Here is a 14,297-nt window from a genome sequence, read left to right on the forward strand (position 1 = left end):
TGGCTTTTTTGAAGGTAATTTAGCATGATAGATATATTAATTTTTATTCAGTCAGAGCTTAATTTACTCACAGAAATCATCAACTCTCAACTCGCGCCACACATCAGACGGTTGCCACCCGGAGTTACCCACAGAGCGTAGGGGACGATAGTGTTCAGAAATGTATTCGGATTCGGAAACGTAGTCTTCAATGTACACAGGTGGATTGGGTTCAATTACTGGTTCAGGAATATTTTGACTCTCAAGCATCTCAATAGGTTCAGTTGGTGGTGGGGTTACTTCTGTTTTCTTGCGAACTGGGTTAGGGTTTTTCTTGATGAGTTGTTTCAAATCTATAGGAATCATTTGGCTCTCCATAAAGAACGGATATCCTAGAATACAAGAACTTATCAGCGAATCAGAGGCATTTTGCCATAAAGTTTTATGGTCGTGGATTGCTTTTTAGGGACGGGAGCGGAGCGCGATGCCGAATAGCCATTCGTAGAAACGGATTTAACAATAGCTATGATGTTGTCTACTCGCATATCGAAACATATTTGCCGACCATTGGTCGGCAAATAAGCGAGAAAGTGAAAGCTAAATTCTCAATTCTTGTGCAGGCTCCTTGCAAATCCGTAATTTTCGCCGCTAGACTTATTGCCTCCACTAACTATGTGGAGGCGAATTCATGGAAACAACGGTGTTATCCCTGCTAATTAAGACTTTTTCTCCTGCCCTTGTTACAATCGCCCATTCACAGGCTACGATTTTCCTCGGAGGTCAAGGGTGTTGCATTGGGCTTGGTTTATTGCGTCTAATCCTTGTATAGTGCAGCTTTAAAAGTTTTTCGTTCTTTTTGCATAAAGTACAGAACTTGAACTGAAGAGTATTACATAGCGAACGAATTATATGTAAAGCAGGGGGCAACAGTTTAAAACTCCCATATTTATTTTTTTGTAAGCGCTGCTCTGGACTCCTTGCCCCAGGGCAGTTTTTTATTGTACAGGTGGCTGAGGGTTTTGCACCCACTGCCAACAATCGAGTTACACATGCAGTGCATTGTTTACTCGCTGTAACCGGAATATTGCGCTACAATCCGTAAAAGCGTTAACCTCAAGTGTAGCAAGCATAAACCTTTATATTTAGCAGCTAAGTTATGTCCCTAGACTTCTCTGGTCAAGGGCAAGGAAAAAACTTCGACCGTCAAGACCTTCGAGGAGCCAATTTTAAATGCGCTAATCTCGCTAACGCTAGTTTCATGGGTGCAGACCTAAGTCAAGCGAATTTACAAGATGCAGACTTATCCATCTCAAAACTGAAGCAAACTCAACTTGACGGCACAGATTTCACAGGTGCTACCCTCACTGGAGCCTTCATCGAAGACTGGGGCATTACCAGTGATACTAAATTTGAGGGGGTGAGGTGCGAGTACGTTTATATGCGCCTGCCCACGAGAGAAAACCCTGACCCGTTTCGCAAGCGGGACAACAGACAAGAGGTGTTTGCTGATGGCGAATTTGACGATTTCATCAAACCAATTTTCGATATCCTGGACTTATATCACAGCCAAGGAGTTGACCCCAGAGCGATCGCTATTTCGTTTAAACAGTTAGCCGAGAATCACCCCGAAGCAAATTTACGGATTGTTGGTATGGAGGTAAGAGATGAAGATAAATTTCTGCTTCGTGCTAAAACAGCGTTTGTAGCTGACAAATCCCAACTGAGTACAGAATATTTTGACACTTACAATGAGATAAAAGCTTTACCGGAGCAAGAAATTAAATTACTTTTAGCAGAAAAAGATAGTAGAATTCAAAGTTTAGAAAATTTTGTTAATCAGGCGCTACAACGCCCTAATTTTTATTCAAACACCTAAGTAGGACAGCTAAGTAGTATGACAAATAACCCCGGTGGATTTTCAGTTGGTGGTTCAGTTGGCGGCAACGTCAACAATGTTCAAGGTGATAACAACCACGCAGTTCAAGGAGACAATAATCAGGCTGTCCTTGGTGATGGTAATCAGGTGACGCAAAATAACCAAGTGGGTGCAGATACCGGAGAATCACTCAGTAAAGAGGATGTTGTCAAGTTACTGGCTCAACTGGAAACTTTGATTAAAGGGGCCGAATTACCAGCTGATACTAAAGAAGAATTAGTTGAAGACTTGAGTGCAGCTAAGAAAGCCACAGATAAAGAAGAACCAAATAAGCAACGTGCATTAGAGCGTTTGGGAACAGTGGCAGAAACACTTGAAAAAACGAGTAAAGGTGTAGAAGCTGGTCAGAAAATGTGGACAACAGCCAAGCCAATTATTATGAAAGTTGCAAGCTGGCTGGGAGCGGCGGCTGGCTCTCATCTGTTGGGATTGTAGAACTGAATTATGAGTCAGCAGCCTGAGAACTTTGAAGCACAGCAGCCTAATGTAAATTCAACACAGAAGGCTGATAGTTTCACGAATCTAAATGAAGTGCAAGGTGATCAGAACCGAGCTATTCAGGGTAATGAAAATCAAGGTGTTTTGGGCGATAGTAATATAGTAAGTCAAGGTAATAGTAATACCCAAAACATTCAGATCACCAATTACTACTACCGTGAAAACAGTAGTTTAGTTTCTGAGATTTCTATAAATGATAGTTCTGTTCATCAAGGAATTTTATGCCCTTATCGTGGTTTATTTCACTTTGGGCCAGATGATAAAGAATTCTTTTTTGGACGCGAAGTTTTTATAGAAGAACTTGTAAAGGCAACTGAAACTCATAATTTTATACCTGTGCTTGGTGCATCTGGCAGCGGAAAGTCTTCAGTAGTTTTTGCTGGATTAGTACCAAAGTTACAAGAGCAAGGTAATTGGTTGTTTACCCATTTCCGCCCAGGCTCTGACCCTTTTTATGCTTTGGCAGAAGCGCTGATACCACTTTACAGATCAGATTTGGATTCTACTGATCAAATAATACAGGCTGGAAAGTTAGCTCAATCTTTAAAAGATGGACAGCCAATTGCACGAGTTCTACTTAACATTCAACGAAAGCATCATAATCATCAGCTATTGTTAATTGCAGATCAGTTTGAAGAACTTTATACTCTATGCCAAGATAGTCATGAGCAACATCAGTTTATAGATGCTTTACTGACAGTGGTTCAATCAGCTTCTTGTACAGTTAAACTGATATTAACTCTACGGGCTGATTTTTTTAGTTACGTATTAGATTATCCACCTTTTGGAAAAGCCTTACAGCAGCATACTTCACAATTCCTGAGTGCGATGAACCGGGAACAAATGCGCTCTTGCATTGAGCATCCTGCTCAGAAAACACACATAGAACTGGAGCAAGGGTTGACTGAACGCCTTCTTGATGAAGTGAAGCAGGAACCAGGAAATTTACCATTACTGGAGTTTACACTTACCCAACTATGGACAAAGCAGAGTCACAGAAAATTGACTCATCAAGCATATACAGAAATCGGGGGAATAGCAAAGGCACTAGCGAATCATGCAGAAGTGGTTTATGGTAATCTCAGTCAAAAAGAGCAAAAACTTGCACAACTAGTTTTTTTACAATTAGTAAGTCCAGGAGAAGGTACAAAAGATACCCGACGCTCGGCTACTCGTGCAGAGGTGGAAAGTTGGGAATTAGTAACGTTTCTTGCAAGCGCCAAAGCACGGTTAGTAGTGACAGGACGTAACGAGCAGACTGGCGAAGAAACAGTTGAGATGGTGCATGAAGCTCTAATTCAGAAATGGCCGCGGTTGCAGGGATGGATAGAAAGTGAACGTAAGTTTCGTACTTGGCAAGAACTGCTGCGGACGAGAATGCGCCAGTGGGAAAATGCAAAAAAAGATGAGGGTTCATTACTCAGAGGTGTGCTGCTAGCAGAAGCAGAAAATTGGTTCAACAAACGTCAACATGAATTAAGCCAACCAGAGCAAAATTTTATTCAGCAGAGTTTGGCACTGCGTGATCGCGATCGCAAGCAAAAAGAACGCCATCGCAAACTAACTCTATTTGGGCTGACAGGTGGTTTAGTAGTAGTCTCAATGCTAGCTATGGTTGCATTTTGGCTACGATGGACAGATGAAGTTGAAGGCTCAGGAGTCACTGCTTTAAGAAATTTTGAGTCTGGCGCTGGAGAGATAGAAGCTTTAGTATCAGCAATGTCAGCCGGACAAGAAGTCAAAAAGATGGCTTTTTGGGATAGTCAATGTTTGCAAGACTGTCCAGCTACAAGTCCACTGCTAGCTTTGCAAAAGATTCTGGATAATATTCATCAAACAAGCCAAATTAATACTTACCAAAAAGGTGTAAACAGTATCCGTTTTATCCGCAAGGACAATCAAGATTCAGAGTTAATTGTTGCCGGCGGGGAGAATGGCACGGTTACGTGGTGGGATTTCCAAGACAAAAAATTGAAAAGATTGAAATATATTACACTGCATAATAACAGTATCAAAAGTATCGATTTTAGTAAAGATCAAAAAATATTGGCTACAGGTGCAAGTAAGGGTTGGGTAAAGCTGTGGGATGTCTCAACAAGTCAGCAGTTACCTGTTTTTATAAAATCTATGCATCATGAATGTGCCAATGGTTCGGGCTTAGGAGAATACCAGCTACCAAAAGAGGGTGAGAAATGTAGTGTCAACAGTGTCCGTTTTCTTCCAAAGAACAACCTTCTAGCCACAACGGGAGATGATGGTACACTCAGGCTGTGGGATATTAATGGAAAATCTCTTTTACCAGCTATTCATGCTCATAAAGGCAGTATTAAAAGCCTCAATCCTAGTCCAGATGGTCAGATACTAGCTACAGCTGGAGAGGATGGGATGGTAATACTTTGGGATCTTAATGGAAAGCGACGTACAGAAATTAAGGTTGATCAATGCAATGCCAATGCAGAACTTAGAAATGCTAAATGTAGTGTCAACAGTGTCTCGTTTTATCCTGGTGGTCAGCAAGTTGTGACAGCTGGTAATGATGATACAGTCAGGTTGTGGAATCTTAATGGAACAATACTGTTGCAATTTGAGGCTCATCAGAATGGTGTGGAGACAGTCCGAATTAGCCCAGATGGTAAACAACTTGCTACAGCAGGTAAGGATGGCACAGTTAAGCTGTGGGATTTTAATGGCAAACTACAAGCAGAATTAAAGGGTCATCAAGGCAGTGTTGTTAGCATCCGGTTTAATGATCAGGGTAATACTCTTGCTACCTCTGGACAAGATGATGGTACAGTAAGACTCTGGGCTGTTCCAGGAAAATCATTAACCAAATCAAAAAATCCCTTAACCAAATTAGAAGGAAAAGAAGGACATACAAAAACTGTTAATAGCGTTCGTTTTAGCCCAAAAGATAACTTACTGGTTACAGTTTCAGATGATGACACTGTTAAGCTTTGGAAGCTGAAAGAAGATACGGTAACACTGGTAAGGTCATTCCTCGCTAAGCAAGACGGTGTTGCTAGCGTGCGTTTTAGCCCAAAAGAAAAAGACCTACTTGCTACAGGTGGAAAGAATGGCACAATCCAGCTATGGAACTACAGTGGAGAATTGTTAAGAAAATTTAATGGTCATCCTAGTGCCATCCGAAGTATCAATTTTAATAATAATGGTAATGAGCTTGCTACGGCTGGCGATGATGGTATGGTCAGGCTGTGGAATCTCAAAGGAGAGAAATTAGCAGAATTTAAACATCAGGGCAAGCTTGAGACTACCAGGTTTAGCCCAGACGGTAAGCTTATAGCTACAGTTGGAGAGAATGGAGTATTGCTATGGAATATTAATGGCAAACAGTTAGCAAAATTGAAGGTACATCAGGGCTATGTTCGCACTGTTAGTTTTAGCCCAAAGGAAAATAAACTTGCTACTGCTGGAGATGATGGAACTATTAGGCTGTGGAATTTCTCAGGAAAGCAGCTAACAAAACCATTTAAGACTTATCAGGGCAGAGTCACTTATATAAGTTTTAGCCCAGACGGTAAGCTTCTAGCTACAGCTTCTGCTACTAACAAAATTGGACTGTGGAACTTATCAGGACAACAAGTTGCTGAATTTACAGGTCATCAAGGTAATATTAAAAGCGTAGATTTTAGCCCGGATGGCAAACTGCTAGCCACAGCCAGTGTAGACCAGACGGTAATAGTGTGGCGTATCCGGGGATTAGATGAACTGTTGAATCAAGGATGCGATCGCCTTAAAGATTACTTCGTAACTGATCCTGATGAAAAGAAAAAACTTAGTGTGTGTCATTGAATGAGATTGTTACAAAATGTCATACCTGCGCCCAATGAACGCTGCTGACGCACCTAAACAACTGCTCCCGTGACTGAAGAATCGAGAGGAACCGACGCTCGTACTCTTTTTCGATTAGTCATACTTTTGCTCCTTGCAATAATACTTTGTGCCGACATGAATAATTGAGTTGCAAAACTGAGAGGCACAGAATAGCCGATAATCGACCCAGCCGTAGCAGTTTCGTTGGGAAACTCGTACCAACTGGGAAACCCTTGCAAGATTGCAGCCCCTTCAATAGACAAGGATTTGACCGTACCATCCGGCAACCAGATATCAGCGAACTTACTACGGTTACAACCTTTGTGATCGGTGAAATGCGATCGCAGTATCGTGTTACAAGGTAAATGCCCAGGTTTATATTTGAACCTATCCCACTATTCTAAAAATCCCTACTTCTGTTCGTAAAATGTGCTTGAAAACCTTGATTTTTCGTTTTAAGTTCTCAATTCACTTAAGCTTTGCAGCACAAATATTATTAGTGGGATAGGTTCTTGGACTGTGTACGCCCCCCAACTCTTTCTATTAGCAGTGGTGTTGGCGCATTCCCGGCTAGAAATTTCTCCAAAGCTTGTTGCTGTTTAGGTAGAAGCTGGGAATCGGGCATCGTAGGGATTAGATGCGCGATCGCCTCATACCAACCGCAAGGTGTAGTTCCCAAAGGTAAGGCAACGCGACAACCTCTACTGGCAACCAGAACTAACCGCCGCCGCGCCTGGGGTAGCCCAAAATCAGCCATGTTGACCACGCTGTAATCAACTGTGTACCCCTCTTGCTCCAAAGCATTCAGGATGATACTGAAGCTCTGACTGTTCTGATAGCGCGGCACATTTTCGAGCGTGAACACCCGTGGCTGTAACTGTCGGATTGCTTCAGCAATAGCGATCGCTGCACTCAGGTCGTCAGGCGTTTCAATACCCTTACCCGCTTTAGCTGTGTGAGCTTGGCTGAAGTTGGCGCACACCGGGGAGGCGTGGAGATAGTCGGGGCGGCGGGGAAAACCTATGAATCCTAACTGTGCTATTTCTTGGACTGTTAGCTGGATGACTTTGCAGCCATATTCATGAAAGTTGCGGTGATGGGTTTTGGCGATCGCCCGACTTAGTTCTGGTTTAGTTGGGTCAAACTCTACTGCAATGACTGGGCGAATACCAGCTTCAACCATTCCAGCTTCAATCCCGCCGCCACCAGCGAAAAGTACTATGGCGATCGGTGCATCATTTGGCAGGACTGGTTTTATTTTTGTGTTGTCAAAATTTTTGCAGACATCTAATTTTGGTGATGTCTTTTTGAATTTCGCTCTTTTGATAAAGGAGGTAATATCTTCCCTGGTTGCCCCAAGGTGTTGTAGTGTGCGAATCATGGGAACTGTTTTAGTCATGCAACCACCTCCATAATCAAATCATCAGGTACTTCAAAAATCCCCAACCGCCCAATGTAAGGAATTGGTGTAATCTCGCGTGGATTCTCCAGCTTCCAGTGGTATTGCTCAGGCATCCCCCAGCCAGATGCAACTTGTGAGAAACGGCAGTCAACTATTGTGACAATGCCAATAACTTGACCGCGACGTAGAGAGATTAGTTCTGGGATTACTACCCCCATGCTTTGACAGAATTCTCTCGCTAGCTGGTACTCTTTCTTGGTACAGGTTTTTGCGGCGTGAATCAGAATGTCGCCGCGATAATGAATGGGCCAGCCTCGGTTTTCAATATTTTTAAGAGCATAGATAATTGCCCATGCCCAAGGCTGCCTGACTGAAAGTGCTTTCATGGGTTTTAAAACTCCAGTAATTGAATGTATGCGTCTAATGCCGCGATCGCTGGATGTGGATGTGGCTTTGAACACAGTCCGTTGCAGATTGTGGCGATAGCTCCAAGTTCTGTGAAAGTGAAATGAATATTGGACTGACGGTCACAACAGCGATGTATAACTGTTAGAAGAACAAAATTCAACTGTCTGAGAATTACATCTTCAGCTACATGAAGTCGCCAAGTAAGGTTTTCGGAAGTAACCGAACGCCAGGGGTTATCGAAAGAACACTTTTCAACTTCGGGCAGCACTTTTACCTTAAACCTGTAATCTCGGTCAGTGGTAGAGCATTCATCTGGAGCAAGAGCCGCCCATCGTTGTAGAAGTTGTTGGTAAGTTTCAATCATTCTCAGCTTCTTTCTTTGCGTAGAAAACGATTTTTACTTCGTCAGAACATATTCACCTTGAAATGTGATCGTCTCAATCTCATGTTCAGAATTTGTCAGCTCCTTAAATGCTTTAGCGATAGCAGATTCAATTTTTAAACCAGAAAGTTCTATATATGTCCTGGTTTAAGTTGGTTGTGCATATTTTTACTCGCTAAAAACCTCGATATTTGACCCATGACTTCCACACGTTCAGCACTGGTTTACTCAAGCTTTCGGCATAGTTAACACAGTTACCAGTGCCACTAGCCGAACCATTAAAAAGTGCTAGTACTTCATCACAGTGATCCACCATATATTGATTACGCTTGTACATCTTCTCACTGCTATATCCTGATGATGCTGAGTATTCTTCAAAGAGGTCAACATAGACAATTGATGAAGTTTGGAACAGAATGTGTTCGTAGCGTTCTTTATCTTGTGGTTGCCATTTATCCTCCTGTCCTTTGAATGGGACTGCTGCAATCAGGGGGATTTGTAACTCAATTGCAGCTTCTTCATGCGCTTGGTCGAATCCCAATGCCATACCGCTAATGACTTCCGTAGCTTGCATTTTCTGGAGAGACACTTTGCATAAGGCTATTAATCGGATAAAAACTTCATCGTTATAGCCTCCAAGCTTTTCGGGACGGTGGCCTGTACCAGCAATGATTTTAATCATCTGTAAGCCTTTTTTCGAACTTTTCAGTAATGATGATGGGTTTTTAAAATGAATACTTCATCTAATTAGTTATTATTCCAGATTTCTCCATAAATGCTTTAGTTTAGTAACAAAACTCTAATGTAAAAATGGGTTAAGATATGTCTTTTGATAGAGGAACATATATACCATTAAGCGAGGAATTATTGAATGTAATACGCCACCATAAAAATAGTCTTTGATTCATGAAAGTCGAGGATTGCGTCCGATACCCCTCCGGCTTTTTTATGTTTATCAACTCATTTTTAATAAGGCGCGAGAATATTAAAGCTAGTCGATTTTGTTGTATGTAAAGCAGAGATTTTCATACACAAACCCCTGCATTAATTGTTGAAATTCCCAAGACTAAAAAATTACATAGTTGAAAGAGTGTTAGTTTAACCCTTTTGTGTCACTATCGCGGTAGTATAAGGATGTACAAAGCCCAGAACGAAGACACAGAGCATGGTAGAGCCTCGTCCACCCAAAGAAACCGTTAAATTTGTAGATGAATATTGTCTTTGGTATAAAAAGCTGTTTTCAGATGTCAGAAACTTTGAAGCGTTTAAGTATCTGCATATAGGGTGTATTTCTGAATTAAAACGGAAAAGTTTACCAGAAATAGCGAAAATTGTCGGGCTAGATAACTATGAAGGACTACATCATTTCTTAACTACATCATCATGGTCAGTAGAATAGTTAAGAGCTTTGCGATTGAAACTAATTTTAGAGGTACTAAAAGGAAGACCAATTATTTTAATTATTGATGAAACAGGAGATAAGAAGAAAGGAAATACCACAGATTATGTGAAACGGCAGTACATCGGAAATTTGGGAAAGGTTGAGAATGGAGTTGTAGCAGTCACCGCGTATGGTGTATTCTGCGGGATGATTTTCCCCTACTATTTAAAGTATATTTTTACTTTGAGTCAGTACTACCGTAGTAGCAGAAAATGTTTTGGATTACGCTGTAACTTCATTTCTGGAATTTATAACTATGAACTTCAAAAATCCTTTGTTTAAGTCCAGACATCATGATAAAACTAATGTCAAAACTCTGGATTGATTTATTTGAGACTGAAATAAGAATGAACGAGTTTTACTCCAGTTCCATCCTTTTACCGTTACCTGGTACTGTCCAAAGAAAGCAGGAGTTGAAAATTGACCATTCTGATTGGTGATCCCATTTGAGCGAGTCCACCATCGGCGAAAAACTAGCTCTTGATAGACTTTTGCAGCCAGTTTTGGTTGGAAGTTTTTATCAAAAATAGCTGCTTGAGGTACCCAATGAGCCTTCTGGCAGAATCCCCACATTAGAATTCCCTTAACCATTGGGTGGGCAAAAGCGATTTGATACAGATTAAGCAGAATTTCTGCTTGTTCCTGCTCAGTATTGGCAAGTGTAGAAAATTCTGTGATCTTAATTGGTAAATTGAATTGTGCTAACGTATCTAGACTGTATTGGATCTGTGCTGGTGTGATATTTTCTCTTAAAATGTGTGCCTGAATCCCAATCCCTCCAAGTGGAACTCCTTGCATCAGTAATGAACGAATTTGTTGAACATAATCATCCAATCTTTTACCATTCAGGATGTCGTAATCATTAACATATAGTACTGCATTCGGATCGGCAGCATGACATCGCTCGAACATTGTTTTGACAATATCTTCTCCTAACCGCCGTCTAAAAAAATCACCATGTAGCATCTCATTTAAAACATCATATTCATGAATTCGCCCTCGATAGCGATCGCAAATTTCTGTTGCTCGCCGTTCAACAGCAAGTTGCAGTTCTTGCTTGGAAAGAGATTTCAGCCAAGGCTGGTTCCATTTTTCCACCTCCCAAAAAAGTGTATGTCCACGTAATGGTAGAGAATGGACTTCACTCCAGCTTAAAATTCGATCCGCATCTACATAATTGACGTGTCCCTGTTGTTCTTCAGTTGCATACCACTTGAGAGCATTTTCATGCACAGTGCCATTGAAAAGTTGCCTAGAAAGATTAAAATACTGAGCTTGATCATTGAGATTAGCGCCTTGAGCAAACATTTGAGTACTGAGCGCTGTACCAAACTCAAATTCATGGGCAACCTGCTCAAGTTTAACTTCTACACCGGAGACTGGCTGCCGCTGAGAATTAACAACCTGGATAACCATATTTCCTGTACGAGTTCGATCAATTTGCTCTGACAATCTGAGTTGATTGGCTTGCATAAAGGATAAAGGAGTAAGTCTTTCTGTGAAAATTGAACTCTCGTTTATCAAAAGTATGCTTAAGCACAATGCTAATAGTAAATATTGTCCAAATTTAAGCATTACTAAAGAGTTATTTTATTCAAATAGTGCTGTTTAACGAAGTATATTTACTTAAACAGAATATGAAAAAACTGCAAAAGTATAGGCTGATAATCGTTCATCCATACCAATTGAGAAGTGATCTTGCTTGAATTGTGGAGGCTATCATTGCCAGAAAAGAGTCTAAATTTCCAGGCTTCTTGCGCTGTTTCCACCAAGTCATTTCGGTATACAGCACTTCAACCAATTTACGCTGTTGTTCAGTTTCAACCTGGAGAAATTGCAAAGCAATCCCGAACTTATCCTTATTGACGAAAAAACGCACAATCTCCGCCTGTATGGAAAAGCCATACTCCACAAATGTAACCTCGACAATCGGTGTATTGAGGACGACATCTGGCGTAATCAATACAACTCTGGCTCCACTTTCAGAAAGGTTTTGAGTGTAACCCAAAAAAACCTGATCTTTGGCTATAATCTTACAAGTTGTTTTTAAAGGAAAACGATCCATTGTGCGCCGAATTGGTTGGTCGATAGCTGATAGAATAGCTACTCCCATAAATAGAACATTGTAAAAAAGCCAGAATATTAATACACCTGAACTTTCATCCAAAGTTAACCAAACTCCAAGTTGTACCCCAACAAGATGCAATCCAATAATCAATCCCGACAATGCTAAAAGAATAATCAGTGGCAATGTATGATTAAAATTGTAATTCTTTCGATCTGCCTTGACCCCTTTACGAGTAGCCCGACTTGCTTTTGCAAAAGGATTGCGGATAATGAGACTCAATCGTTTTAGTGCTGGAAAACAAAAGATTGTTTCGTATACTTCGTTCCAAAAGTAAGAAACTCGGTAATTTGATGCCCAACCATAAATTGCAATATGCAACAACCAGAATGGCATGAAGTAGTAGAGAATTTCAGGCAGGGTTGCAAGAAAGGGTGAAATTCCAAGGTAGGCACTGCACAAAGGTGCCAATAGAAAAACAGCCCGAAACACTGATTGAAAGCAATAAAGAAGCTGTGATATGCTGTAGCTTTTTTGAATCCAGTTAAGTTTCGACCAAATCGGAATATCATCACCACAAAAGTAAACCTGAAAATTCCCTTGTAACCAGCGAAGTCGCTGATCGATATAATCTGTATAGGTTCGAGTTGATTCTCCTGTACTAAGAACTTCATTGAGAAAAATCAGTCGAAAACCGTGTGTCAACATTCGCAAAGATGTTTGAAAGTCTTCAACGCAGCATCGAGTGTAATAACCTCCAATTGTATCGAGACAACTTCGTCGAACAACATAAGAGCTACCACAGCAAATCACACTATTACCCACATCTCGATTTGATTGCTGTAATCCGTAGAAATGCTCTAAATCATTCGGTAGAAAATTTTCTAAACCTAAATTACGAGCATGATAGTCAGGATTATAAAAGTATTGCGGAGTCTGGACAAGGGAAATTTCTGGATTTTGGAAAAAGCCAACTGTTCGAGTCAAAAAGTTTTTGAATGGCACAAAATCTGCATCAATAGGCACAATCAATTCACTGCTAATATGCTTCAACGCATTATTTAAGTTACCAGCCTTTGCATGAGTATTATCTGGGCGGGTGATGTATTCACATCCTAATTCCTCTGCCAGTGCTTTAATGTGAGGGCGGCGAGCATCATCCAAAATATAAATAGTTTTGTTGAGATACTCCATTGCCTGACAGCCGATAACAGTTCGGCGAACAATATAGTCTGGTTCATTATAAGTAGGAATCAGCACATCAACTGAGGGAAGATATTGGGTGGAAAGAACAGCTTGATAATATTGATTCGCCTCTGCACTTCGTAATTTGGAGGTTGACCAAATAGTTTGCAGTGTATATAAGCAGCAAGAAAAAAAGGAAATTACCTCTAAAATATAAATTGTTAAAGAAAAAACTACACTAGCTGGATGTGAAAAATTTAAGGTAGCAACTGTTCGCCAGGTAAAGTAACGTGTTGCCAGAAATAATAGAATTAATTTCATGACAAAGCGGCTACTATTTGTAGATCGAATAAATCGAAGACAAACACAAATTAGAAGAACAGCAACAAGAGGAAGTGATAACTCCCAATCAATGGATGGCACCTGTAATACAGTTGGCAATAATCGAGTAATTGTTGGGTTGACTTCATAGGTTGGAAAAAACGTCGGACCTGTGCTTGTCCAACTAGTAATAAATACTGTTGATACAAATACAAAGGCACTGATGATAAATAGTGTCCAGACCCATGAAGAAGAGACTTTCTGAGGATCGGTTTTCGTCATTTTTATAACAGTAGTAAAAACTCAATATCTCTGGAGAATGCGGAGGTAAAAAATTTTTAAGACGTGTATTAGGATGGGGAAACAAGTATAATTATTGGTAACTTGTGCAAATTATAAGCCTGCAAAAAAACTGGTAGCTCGCACCTTGAATACTACCCGCCCTGTATAACCGATGTAACAAAGATTGCCATTATGCATATTTTCGGATGAAGAAGAGCTAGGTTCAGTATCTAACGTAATATGCACTTGCGTATGTCGTGGTAAATTTGGCATCATTGCTACAACAGTATCTTCTCCAGCAGATAATCGCCCGATCCCCGAACGGATTACCGAAATTTTTCCTGTCAGGGTAACGGATGACCCTGTACCATTCAGCTTAATCTCCGCTGGAGTTCCAACTTGAAGTAATCGTACCTTCTGCTCGTCCACCCAAGCATCTACCCATCGTTGATTACAGTCCGCAATTTGCCCTAGCGATTCTCCTTGTTGCACAAACTTGCCAAGTTGGGCAGTCAGCCGCCACATTACTCCAGATTCCGGCGATTTGATTGTTACAACCTGCTTGTG

Annotated in this window: 12 protein-coding genes and 1 pseudogene; 4 read left to right on the forward strand and 9 right to left on the reverse strand. The window is 40.9% G+C overall.

The genetic code is table 11. The annotated features are described in order from the left end of the window. Positions 1-63: 63 nt before the first annotated feature. Positions 64-345: a hypothetical protein gene (locus tag G1O98_RS30805; RefSeq protein WP_163936311.1), complete on the reverse strand. Its 282-nt coding sequence runs from the start codon at positions 343-345 to the stop codon at positions 64-66. Positions 346-1,135: 790 nt separating this feature from the next. Between G1O98_RS30805 and G1O98_RS40315 the strand changes: the two genes are divergently transcribed. Genes G1O98_RS40315 through G1O98_RS30815 form a run of 3 tightly spaced genes read left to right on the forward strand, consistent with a single transcriptional unit; the run spans position 1,136 to position 6,223 of the window. Continuing rightward, the gene (locus G1O98_RS40315; RefSeq protein WP_243458589.1) at positions 1,136-1,855 is read left to right on the forward strand and encodes a pentapeptide repeat-containing protein; all 720 of its coding nucleotides are present in this window, start codon (positions 1,136-1,138) and stop codon (positions 1,853-1,855) included. A gap of 18 nt (positions 1,856-1,873) precedes the next feature. Continuing rightward, positions 1,874-2,350 (forward strand): hypothetical protein, encoded by a 477-nt coding sequence (locus G1O98_RS40320; protein WP_243458590.1) that lies wholly within the window; start codon positions 1,874-1,876, stop codon positions 2,348-2,350. Between the two features lie 9 nt (positions 2,351-2,359). Continuing rightward, positions 2,360-6,223, forward strand: a complete 3,864-nt coding sequence (locus tag G1O98_RS30815) for a WD40 repeat domain-containing protein (RefSeq protein ID WP_163936314.1) — start codon at positions 2,360-2,362, stop codon at positions 6,221-6,223. 53 nt (positions 6,224-6,276) lie between these two features. On the opposite strand, the gene G1O98_RS30820 is transcribed toward G1O98_RS30815, so the two are convergent. The 5 genes from G1O98_RS30820 to G1O98_RS30840 all read right to left on the reverse strand — a co-directional run bounded on the left by G1O98_RS30820 (position 6,277) and on the right by G1O98_RS30840 (position 9,118). Further along, positions 6,277-6,531 (reverse strand): DNA cytosine methyltransferase, encoded by a 255-nt coding sequence (locus tag G1O98_RS30820; protein ID WP_345940610.1) that lies wholly within the window; start codon positions 6,529-6,531, stop codon positions 6,277-6,279. Positions 6,532-6,740: 209 nt separating this feature from the next. Beyond that, complete coding sequence (locus G1O98_RS30825) at positions 6,741-7,643, reverse strand: DNA cytosine methyltransferase (protein ID WP_243458592.1); 903 nt, start codon at positions 7,641-7,643, stop codon at positions 6,741-6,743. Next, the gene (locus G1O98_RS30830; RefSeq protein ID WP_163936317.1) at positions 7,640-8,032 is read right to left on the reverse strand and encodes an ASCH domain-containing protein; all 393 of its coding nucleotides are present in this window, start codon (positions 8,030-8,032) and stop codon (positions 7,640-7,642) included. The genes G1O98_RS30825 and G1O98_RS30830 overlap by 4 nt, the downstream gene beginning before the upstream one ends. A gap of 5 nt (positions 8,033-8,037) precedes the next feature. Beyond that, entirely contained in the window at positions 8,038-8,418 is a 381-nt protein-coding gene (locus G1O98_RS30835; RefSeq protein WP_163936320.1) for a hypothetical protein, read from the reverse strand. 193 nt (positions 8,419-8,611) lie between these two features. Beyond that, positions 8,612-9,118, reverse strand: coding sequence for an SLOG family protein (locus G1O98_RS30840; protein ID WP_163936323.1), 507 nt, complete (start codon positions 9,116-9,118; stop codon positions 8,612-8,614). 483 nt (positions 9,119-9,601) lie between these two features. Here G1O98_RS30840 and G1O98_RS30845 point away from each other — a divergent pair. Then, positions 9,602-10,036: pseudogene (locus tag G1O98_RS30845) on the forward strand (transposase); the annotation flags it as partial. Between the two features lie 132 nt (positions 10,037-10,168). Here G1O98_RS30845 and G1O98_RS30850 read toward each other — a convergent pair. The 3 genes from G1O98_RS30850 to G1O98_RS30860 form a co-directional block, all read right to left on the reverse strand. Continuing rightward, positions 10,169-11,329 (reverse strand): endo-1,4-beta-xylanase, encoded by a 1,161-nt coding sequence (locus G1O98_RS30850; protein WP_243458593.1) that lies wholly within the window; start codon positions 11,327-11,329, stop codon positions 10,169-10,171. Between the two features lie 220 nt (positions 11,330-11,549). After that, complete coding sequence (locus G1O98_RS30855; protein ID WP_243458594.1) at positions 11,550-13,448, reverse strand: glycosyltransferase; 1,899 nt, start codon at positions 13,446-13,448, stop codon at positions 11,550-11,552. A gap of 393 nt (positions 13,449-13,841) precedes the next feature. Continuing rightward, the coding region (locus tag G1O98_RS30860) for an HlyD family secretion protein (protein WP_163936331.1) at positions 13,842-14,297 on the reverse strand (456 nt) is incomplete at its 5' end.

This window comes from Nostoc sp. UIC 10630 (assembly GCF_010747425.1).
GTDB lineage: Bacteria > Cyanobacteriota > Cyanobacteriia > Cyanobacteriales > Nostocaceae > Nostoc.

What these genes read in the sequence shown, in the direction of transcription:
- G1O98_RS40320 (WP_243458590.1), top strand. Translation starts at nt 1,874, where the DNA reads ATGACAAATAACCCCGGTGGATTTTCAGTTGGTGGTTCAGTTGGCGGC.
- G1O98_RS30840 (WP_163936323.1), bottom strand. Translation starts at nt 9,118, where the DNA reads ATGATTAAAATCATTGCTGGTACAGGCCACCGTCCCGAAAAGCTTGGA.
- G1O98_RS30835 (WP_163936320.1), bottom strand. Translation starts at nt 8,418, where the DNA reads ATGATTGAAACTTACCAACAACTTCTACAACGATGGGCGGCTCTTGCT.
- G1O98_RS30855 (WP_243458594.1), bottom strand. Translation starts at nt 13,448, where the DNA reads ATGAAATTAATTCTATTATTTCTGGCAACACGTTACTTTACCTGGCGA.
- G1O98_RS40315 (WP_243458589.1), top strand. Translation starts at nt 1,136, where the DNA reads ATGTCCCTAGACTTCTCTGGTCAAGGGCAAGGAAAAAACTTCGACCGT.
- G1O98_RS30805 (WP_163936311.1), bottom strand. Translation starts at nt 345, where the DNA reads ATGATTCCTATAGATTTGAAACAACTCATCAAGAAAAACCCTAACCCA.
- G1O98_RS30815 (WP_163936314.1), top strand. Translation starts at nt 2,360, where the DNA reads ATGAGTCAGCAGCCTGAGAACTTTGAAGCACAGCAGCCTAATGTAAAT.
- G1O98_RS30830 (WP_163936317.1), bottom strand. Translation starts at nt 8,032, where the DNA reads ATGAAAGCACTTTCAGTCAGGCAGCCTTGGGCATGGGCAATTATCTAT.
- G1O98_RS30825 (WP_243458592.1), bottom strand. Translation starts at nt 7,643, where the DNA reads ATGACTAAAACAGTTCCCATGATTCGCACACTACAACACCTTGGGGCA.